Origin of the sequence: Enterococcus sp. BWB1-3, assembly GCF_016745275.1 — a bacterium.
Lineage (GTDB): Bacteria > Bacillota > Bacilli > Lactobacillales > Enterococcaceae > Enterococcus_L.
Window position 1 is genome coordinate 48,646 of sequence record NZ_JADOEP010000026.1, and the last position, 8,433, is coordinate 57,078.

The 8,433-nt window shown below is 38.8% G+C and carries 8 protein-coding genes; all 8 read left to right on the forward strand.

Annotated elements, in window-relative coordinates; all coding sequences use genetic code 11:
• The first annotated feature begins 48 nt into the window (after window positions 1–48).
• Entirely contained in the window at window positions 49–825 is a 777-nt protein-coding gene (locus IW492_RS14950; protein WP_202068591.1) for a hypothetical protein, read from the forward strand.
• 11 nt (window positions 826–836) lie between these two features.
• Entirely contained in the window at window positions 837–2,336 is a 1,500-nt protein-coding gene (locus IW492_RS14955) for a vWA domain-containing protein (protein ID WP_202068592.1), read from the forward strand.
• Window positions 2,337–2,368: 32 nt separating this feature from the next.
• Window positions 2,369–2,986, forward strand: coding sequence for a hypothetical protein (locus IW492_RS14960; protein WP_202068594.1), 618 nt, complete (start codon window positions 2,369–2,371; stop codon window positions 2,984–2,986).
• Window position 2,987: 1 nt separating this feature from the next.
• A complete protein-coding gene (locus IW492_RS14965) occupies window positions 2,988–4,799 on the forward strand; it encodes a hypothetical protein (RefSeq protein WP_202068596.1) in 1,812 nt (603 codons plus the stop codon).
• A 14-nt stretch (window positions 4,800–4,813) separates the two neighbouring features.
• The gene (locus IW492_RS14970; protein ID WP_202068599.1) at window positions 4,814–5,899 is read left to right on the forward strand and encodes a pentapeptide repeat-containing protein; all 1,086 of its coding nucleotides are present in this window, start codon (window positions 4,814–4,816) and stop codon (window positions 5,897–5,899) included.
• Window positions 5,896–6,393 carry a hypothetical protein gene (locus IW492_RS14975; RefSeq protein ID WP_202068600.1) on the forward strand — a complete coding sequence of 166 codons (498 nt, stop codon included), beginning with the start codon at window positions 5,896–5,898 and terminating at the stop codon, window positions 6,391–6,393. The genes IW492_RS14970 and IW492_RS14975 overlap by 4 nt, the downstream gene beginning before the upstream one ends.
• Window positions 6,394–6,454: 61 nt before the next feature.
• Window positions 6,455–7,783: a PAAR-like protein gene (locus IW492_RS14980; protein WP_202068601.1), complete on the forward strand. Its 1,329-nt coding sequence runs from the start codon at window positions 6,455–6,457 to the stop codon at window positions 7,781–7,783.
• Between the two features lie 20 nt (window positions 7,784–7,803).
• On the forward strand, window positions 7,804–8,220 hold the full coding sequence (locus IW492_RS14985) for a hypothetical protein (protein WP_202068602.1): 417 nt from the start codon (window positions 7,804–7,806) through the stop codon (window positions 8,218–8,220).
• The last annotated feature ends 213 nt before the right edge of the window (window positions 8,221–8,433 follow it).

Here is an 8,433-nt window from a genome sequence, read left to right on the forward strand (position 1 = left end):
ATTTTCGGTATCTGACAGGTAATCATTATGTGAGTGCAGGAGGAAATTATGCTTCAATCCAACTATCCGGTTTTTGAAAAGGGCAGAATATTAAAAATAGAGATGCTTGAGGCTTTGCGGGATATGCCGCTTTCCATTATTCATACCAAATATAACAATTTTAAAGATGGGATACTTCAAGGATTTCACTTATCAATAAATGAAAATAAAATTTGCGTTACACCTGGCTTGTTAAAAGTATGCAATCAGATTTTAGTAATGGAGCAACCTGTTTTTATTCCCTATCAGGCTGCGGATGAGTTAACGAGACTTGTTATCTCCATAGATGCTCCTGAAGAAACTCCTGATATGAAACAATACAGTGCGAGTATCCAATTCATTAGCGAACAACCAAAGAAAGAAAATCAATGGGAATTGATGCGTTTTAAGCTGAAAAAGGGTGCTTATTTGCGGACAGCTTATCAGAGCTTTGAAGATATGATAACAGAATACAATACGGTAAATCCAATGTATCGTAAAAATGCATTGGACAACCAATATGGCGTTTCGGCTGAAATGCTGGAACTATTTTGTTTCTATGCTGGAAAATCGAAAAGCGACCTTCCTATTGATCAGATGTTTTGTCTGCAAGTATTTCAAAATAGCAGTGGTATTACTTTAGACACTATTCAGTACTATATATCGCAGCGATTAAAAGAGGAGTTTAACAGTACTGATCCCTTAAAAATTCACCAGAAACTGTCCGAAATTCTGAGGATAATCAGAATGAATCAGCAGGAAGTGAATCCAAAAGGAACTAGAAACAGAAAACTAATTGTCGATTAGGAGGAGCTTACATGAAAAAAAAGTTTGTACTTCTAGTGATACTTCTACTTGGAGGCTTGTTTGTTAACAATCAGTCTGCAGATGCTTCAGAAAAGGAAGGACTTGATGTTGTAGTGGTTATTGATGCCAGCTATTCAATGGCCTTTCATGATCCGGAGAAAAATGTTTATGATGCGATTCGAACGGTGTCTGAAGCCAGTCTTGGCAGCGAAAACAGGGTCGGGTATGTGCTTTACAATGACAGTATTGTCAAAGACAAAGAGCTGACAACTGTGTCATCTCGGGACGAGATAGAAAGCTGGGTTCAGGATGCAAAATCAGTTACCCCTGTGAAGGGAACAGATGTTGGATTAGGATTAAAAACTGCACAAAGAATGTTGAAGGCAGCTAATCCAAAAGCAGACTATGGAATGATCTTGGTTATTTCTGATGGAGATACAGAGAGTGATACATCCAATCCCAATCGGACACAGGAAGCAGTAAATGCTGATGTAGAAGCAGTTCTGCATAACAGTGAAGTTCCTATTTACTTTATTCAATACAGTCAGCAGGAATACAGAAATAGAGAACCCATGAACCAATGGAGTTCACGCACCGGTGGACAAAGTCATTCAGTTCAACACCGAGAAGAACTTCTGTCAGTTGTAGCCCAATGTTTTAAACATGAAGAAAAACGTATGAACGAAGCTGTCACAGCTGAAAAGGCTCTGAAAAAAGAAGAACAATTTACCTTATCAATACCTGTTAAACATACTGCTGATAAACAAGTTAAAAAGCTGATTGTCACCATGACTTCTGAAAGCTTCATCAAAGAAGTTGTTTACGACGAAACAAATGAGCTGTCAGTCCAAGAAAATGGCAACCAAGTCATTGTAACGATTAAAAACCCTAAAAAAGAAAATTATGTTCTGAAATATAAAACAGAAAATAATCAACAGGCAACTACATCTACTTATACAAAGATGACAGATCTGCCAAAAGAAAAGGATAAAAAGAAAACTGTAAAAACAATAAATCAGATAATGTATTTGGCGGCAGGTGTAATTCTACTGGGAGGGATAATTATTGTAATGTTTGGATTTTTTAATAAAAAGAAAATATTAGTTCCTATTCAGACCGTGGTGCCCGAAAAACATTTCTTTTCTGACTCCCTTGAAGGCTGTTTTATTAAGACACCTGACGATCAGGAAATTCCAATTCAAAACTGGCCGGGCAGTCTTTTTCAGAACAGTCAAACTATTACTCTCTATGAATTATTCGCCGGGACCGATATAAACCTGGAACTATCACTAATGAAAAAGGTTTATTTTCGTGTAGGTAAACAAAATACTTTGCAGATGAAACTGAAATCCGGTGTTTCCGGAATTCAAAATGGTCAACCTATCTCAACTGGAACATGGGCTGTTCTAAGTATTCAACAGGGAGCGTATTTAATTTTTAAGGAAGATGAATTAGAACTGGATATTCATATTCGGAAAAAAAGCGGACGTGGTGAAATGATTCTTGGTTAATTACCACTAAAGATAGAAGGAGTGAGTGACAAATGGAGAAAGATCAGGAAATTGCTTTGATGGAGCATCAGATGCTGTATGAGGCAAATAAAGGTCACTGGCAAAAGGATTTGAAGGTAGATCGAATTATTGATGCGATCAAACAGGGTGTTTTAGAGATTGAAGGAAAGTATCACCTGTTTATAAAATATCTAGCCGGTACCTTTGGAGTGATTGTTCCGGAAGAATTTGTACTTCTTGATCAAAGGATGCTTGACTATAAATATCCGTATACTCAAAGAGCGCAATATATTTTTTCAGATGAGGATACCACCCATGTGATTAGTTTAGATCCTCTGGGAACTGCCATAGAAGAAGAGCAATTTAAGGGATTTGTTACAGGTGTAGTCAGTTCAATGCGGAAATTGAGACCGGAATTATCATTCCTTCATGAAGCTTCTGTATTTAAAGAAGAGCAAAGCTACAGCTACTTTGATAGCCTGATTTCAACTCTGGATGAAAAAATATATTTCTTTTTCGGCATCACAATGCTGGATCAGGAATTGGCTTTCTTTTCCTGCACGGTCCCTGAAATGGAAAAAGATTTTTGGTTTCCGCTGTGTGTAGGGATGCTGGATACTATTACATTGGAAAATAAGGAGGATCAATGACATGACGAATAAACCGAGTAGTGAAAAGAAAGTTTGGAAGAAGTTTCAGCCTGATCAGAAGCTGACACCCATGAATAAGATGATTCAGCCTGCTGACCTGTTAAATGAAACACAAGATAGCCACTCAGGTTCTTTATCTGAGATCAATCAACAGACTAATCCAAAGAATACAGGTTCTCAGAGAGCAGTATTTAGTTTATCGGCTTCACAAAGAATTAATCTAAGGCAGTTGGCAGCCGCAAGTAAACCGATACCTTTGTCAGCCAAAATTTCTCAATCTAAAGAAAATACAATTGGAATGGCGCCAAGTGAAGTCAAACGTTCAGCGTGGAACAGATCAGATGGCGTCAATGTAACGGATTCTTCTCCAGTACCTTATCAGCGCGAATATTACACATATCGTATAACGACTAAGGGAGAACAAATCCGAAGTGAAAATATCCAAATCACTCCTTTTAAAATTCTCTCTCTGCTGGAGCTAACGATCGAACAAAAACAAGGAGACCATTCCTATGCTTCTTTTCATGGTGTTGTTTCAGAGGAAGAAGGCAAAAGAATAGTGCGAATGAATGAAGCACAATTACCGATCAGTATTTCAAAGCGTAATGAAAAGGGAGAAAGCTATTCATTTTATGAAGGACTTGCTTTGGAAATCGAAATAACAATGGATGGCAACGTCTATTATGTGAGCGGAAAAGCAGCTTCGTATACATATTTAATGGATATTAAACGGGTAAAACGCTCATTTCAGCATAAAACCAGCAGTTACCAGCAACTCGTCAATCAGATTGTCACAAACTATCAGGAGAGTGCTTTTTTAGATACCCTATCAAATGGAAAAAAAGTCAATCAGTTTTTGACGCAGCATAACGAAACAGATTGGGCGTTTATTCAACGGCTGGCTTCACATTTCCATCAATTGCCGGTTGCGATTGATCAATATAAAAATCCGCGCTTTTATTTTGGTCTCCCTGATTCCTCAATTGCGGGTGAGATAGAAGCATATAATTTTCAGGCGGAACGCGATCTTAATTCATACCGCAGCCTTACAGAAAATCAATCAATTTCAACAACAGAAGCTGATTTTTTTCGCTATCAGGTAGAAACGACGCAGCTCTTTACTCTGGGTGATAGGGTGAAATTTCTTGAAGAAGAGTGGCATGTGGTACATTCACAAAGAAAATTAGAGAAGGGAGCGCTGCTTAATCACTATCTGCTCTCTAAGTCTCAGGGGATTCTACAAGAGAAAAAATACAATGAAGAGCTAACCGGCAGTTCATTAATTGGTACAGTGAAAGCGGTTCAGTCAGATAAGGTGCTGCTTGATTTGGAGATTGATAGCGCAAACAGTCAGCCGGCTTATTGGTTTCCCTATGCAACGAATTACACCTCAGATGACAATGTGGGGTGGTATATGATGCCCGAGATTGGAGAAAAGGTGCGCCTATATTATCCAACGAAAGATGAAAAGGACGCAGTAGCTATTTCAACGGTTCGAACAGCTGATGATTCTGACGGTTCACTAAATCCGGCAATCAAGACACTTCGAAACAAATTTGGAAAAACAATTACATTAGAGCCTGATCGAATCACTATCACTGGAAATGGGGTAGAAATTATTCTGAATGACAGCAGCGGGATAAATATTACCAGTACTGGCAATGTTAGTGTCACAGCAGAAGGGGCACTGAGTCTGAAAGGGCGAAACGTGGTAATGGATGCTTCTGAAAGCGTGAATATCAGTTCTCACGGCAATACCGTTTCAGTCAACGAGAAAATTGTATTGAACGGGAGCGAGATCAAAATGAATTAAAGGAAGCGAAGGATATGATTCAAACAAAACAGATCAAAGTATTTCAAAGAGACTATGTAGAACCGCTTTTGCAGCACTTGATTCAGAAGCTGGATGCTGATTTCAGAGAGCACAAAGAGCAGCTGAAGATTGAGTTGAAGGAACAACTTTGTGCGCTCCTTTCCAAAGAACCGTTCACTGCTAAAGATGGTGAAATAGGATTTCTGGTTGTTTCCTGGCTGCGAAGCAGTTACCTGTTTCAAGAGAAATTAATCTACGATGTACATATCTATAATTCAAACTGGTACTATGACCCAACTCAAGTTCAAGGAATGTTTCGCTTTTCCTGGCTGGAAGAGTATTTTGACCGCTTTTCATCTGGGATCCAAAAGATGATAGGTGAGCAATCTGCTGTGGCACTTTTGGGTCAGGAAGATTATTACCTAAAAATTTATTTTGACGTTTTTCACAACTATTTTATAGAATTATTGCGCTATGTTTGGAAAACAGATAGGAATGAATTGTTGAAAAAGCATCAAACTGCGACGTCATTTTACGTATTTGCAGGCGAATACAAAGGAGAAAGTGTCCCTGTTTTTCAGCAGCTTCCCAGACTTACTCAATACGAATTTCAAGGTTTATGGGACAATCAGCTGTTGGATTTTGATGAATCTAAAAATCTTGGACATCTGAATTTGATGGGAATAGATTTTTCCGGAAAAGCAATAACCTCACTGACCTTTGACTATTCACAGCTTAATGAAGGTAAACTTTCAGACTGTCTGCTTGTTAACAGCAGTTTTAACCATGCCTGTCTTGATGGAGCTGCTTTTGATCGTTCGAAGCTTCAGGACGCCAGCTTTGTTTCAGCAAGCTGCATTGGGACGTCTTTTCGTGCAGCGATAGGGAATCAAGCCAGCTTGCTGGAGGCGTTACCGTGTTATTTTGGCGTGAACTTTATGAATGCAAATTTGAGCCAAGCAGATTTTCTTGGGGCGAATATGTTGGGTGCTTGTTTTGAAAATGCGAGCATGAAAGGGACACGATTTTTTGAGACGGAAAGACAGCGATTGGTGTTATCGGAACAACAGAAGCGTGATATTGAGTGGGTGAAAGAATGAAGTTCTATCAGATAAAAGGAAAAATGATTCGTGAGCAGGTAGTAACACTGAACAGTCTGCCTAAAGATTATAGGAGTATCGATCGTCAACAAGGAATTGAGGGCTGCTTAAATACATTGTTTCCAGAAATGTTGACGGACTATGTGGCAGATCCCTATCCTATAATTTCTGATGAATTTCTGAAGGTAATTCAAATCTATCAGCCTAAACTAAGTCATAAATTTGTAACATTAAAAAGTCGGAAGAATGAAGAAATTCCTCACTATTGGGCTTTACAGCCTAAGTTGATTGATTGCCTTCATACTGAAACGAAGCTGAATGACAAGCGGGGAATTGAGGAACTTGTACTTAAAATAGAGCCTATACGCTATCATCATTTTTTTGCAGTTAGAGGACTAAAAGAAGGACAGTGGATCGCAAGCTTAGAAGTAATGGAAAGTCTGTTGCGAAGAGGACTGAACGGTTTTACCGGAAAAGCAGTTATTGTGAAGTAAAGGGAGAAAATACAAAAAATTAGTAGCGTGAAAAAGCAAAAAAGGGAGTAGGTGAAAGAACATGGGGTCGTCAAGCTACGAAATGCAGGCAGCGTATGCGAGCAGTCAGGCAACCAAGACCAAAGTGACAAGCACTGCACAGGAATGCAGCAATTGGATCACCGAGGCGGATATCTCAGATAGTCAGAAAGAAATCTACCTGAATAACCTATCCAGAAATACCCATGGCAGTATGCCAAGTCGATCATTAGATGAACTGTCCAAGGATACCAGTCTGCATCTGTCCAGTAGTGCAGTTGAGTCCATGCAGGTGGTTGAAGGAGCTCAAGTCAGTTGTATGAAAGGAATGACAAGAGACATGCTGGTTTCCACCTCATCGGGTGGACCAAAGGTTGGAGGAAAGCCGGGATTAACAATTAAGGATACAGAAACAGTCCTCGGCACATTTGGTACCTGCAAGAAGCAAACAAAGGATGCGGAGAAAAAAGCAAAAAACGAAGGAAAAGACGCACCAGATCCAGTCCCTTGTGAACCAGATTTTGAAGATGAATGGTATAATGGAGATGTTGCGACAAAGTTTGTGGACGAAGGAGCATTGCATAAGCTGTGTATGTTGACCTGTAAACATGCGGGGGAAAAGGGCAGCGTAATCATAGAAACAAATGGGCAGGGCTCCAGTGCGGATATAATGTTGCAGACAATGGATTTGATGGCAGAGCTTTTCCTGTCGGATGCGTACCAATTTTTTACAGGGAGGAATTTTAATACCTACGGGAAACTGACTATAGGAGAACGAGCGTTTTCAGGGTTTATGATGGCACTGGATTTTGTCCCGTTTGGCAAAGTAGTGGATGTGTTGAAGCTGGGAAAATACACAGATGAAGCCATGGACCTGATGCGCAGATATGGAGATAATTTCACAGACCTGATGCGAAAGTACGGGGATGAGTTTTCGGAAATGTTGGGGAAATATAGTGAGGAAATGCTGGAGCTGGCAGGTATCCCATCGAGTTATCTTGATGATGCAGCCAGATATGGCGATGACTTAGTGATAAGCGCCAGTAAGCATGGGGATGAAGCGGCAAGTGCTGGTAAGAAAGCCAGTGGTGCTAATAACTTAGGAAATCCTGTAGATGTAGTTGGAAAAGGGAATACGGGACGATTTGAACCTGATAACCTAATTGAACAAATAGCGATGAGTGAAGTACAATCCAATCCGTTGAAAAATGCTACAGAATTACCATTTAAAATGTCCGATACTAGATGGCCATCTGACGATGGTTGGGTAAAAATGCAAAATAATGTAACATTATCGAATGGAGATAAAATATCAATTCATTACGTTTATAATAAAGTAACTGGACTATTTGATGATTTCAAGTTTAAATAGTTAACAAAGAAAGGAAAATTATGAATAATATTAAGATTATAAAGAATTGGGAAGACAATGGTCTCTTGGAGCTGAAAGTAGAAGCTATATCAGAATATGTTTCTGTTAACCAATTATGCTATATTCAAGATACAGATTTAGAAGAAAATGCCATAAGGATTAAGGCGTTTTCATATAATTTTACCAGTCCTTGTTATGTGGAATTTGGTAAGAAAGTGGGAAACTATACACCAGCATTTTCGTTAGAATTTTTACCATCAGATAAAAGAGGAAAAATAAAAATAGAAATAGACATGGAGATAGCAGATAATGAGGAAAGGAAACACAGATGTTGTTTTTATATATATAGTGAAATAGGTCTTGTTGAGCAATTTGGAGTAAAACTATTTCAAATTGCTACACAAAACGCATTAGAAGAATCAGAGTTAAACATCTAAAATAAAAAAGGCACTTTACTATCTGAGTGGCGTCGGATAGCAAAGCCTTGACTAGTAAGGGTAAATTCACTAATCAAGTTGCCGATAGCTAACAAAAGCAAGTTACTAAAATAAATCATATTTTTAGAGTTGAGGATTGTGTAAAACACTGAATAGTGAAAAACTTCAATAATAATATCTTATTGTTATTGGGGTTTATTCAGTGTGCCTACA